We start from the raw sequence: 253 nt of genomic DNA on the forward strand, positions 1-253 counted from the left end.
ATCGGGGTGTACTCGCTGAACTACAACGTTTTTGACATTATTGTGACGGCCATCTTTGGTATTGTCGGTTATCTTTGGTCAAAACTAAAATGCGAGGGCGCACCATTACTGCTGGGCTTGGTGCTGGGTCCTCTCATGGAAGAAAACTTCCGTCGCGCCTTGTTGCTGTCGCGTGGTAACTTCATGACCTTCCTTGAGCGCCCGCTTTCAGCTTCGCTGCTCGGTGTTGCGCTCTTGCTGGTTTTGATTATTT

1 protein-coding gene is annotated in these 253 nt (G+C 49.8%); it reads left to right on the plus strand.

What is annotated here, in order from left to right:
- A partial coding sequence (locus QWY27_RS15320; RefSeq protein WP_353958782.1) for a tripartite tricarboxylate transporter permease occupies positions 1-253 on the plus strand: 253 nt, incomplete at both ends.

This window comes from Zwartia vadi, assembly GCF_030410375.1.
Taxonomy (GTDB): Bacteria; Pseudomonadota; Gammaproteobacteria; order Burkholderiales; family Burkholderiaceae_B; genus Zwartia; species Zwartia vadi.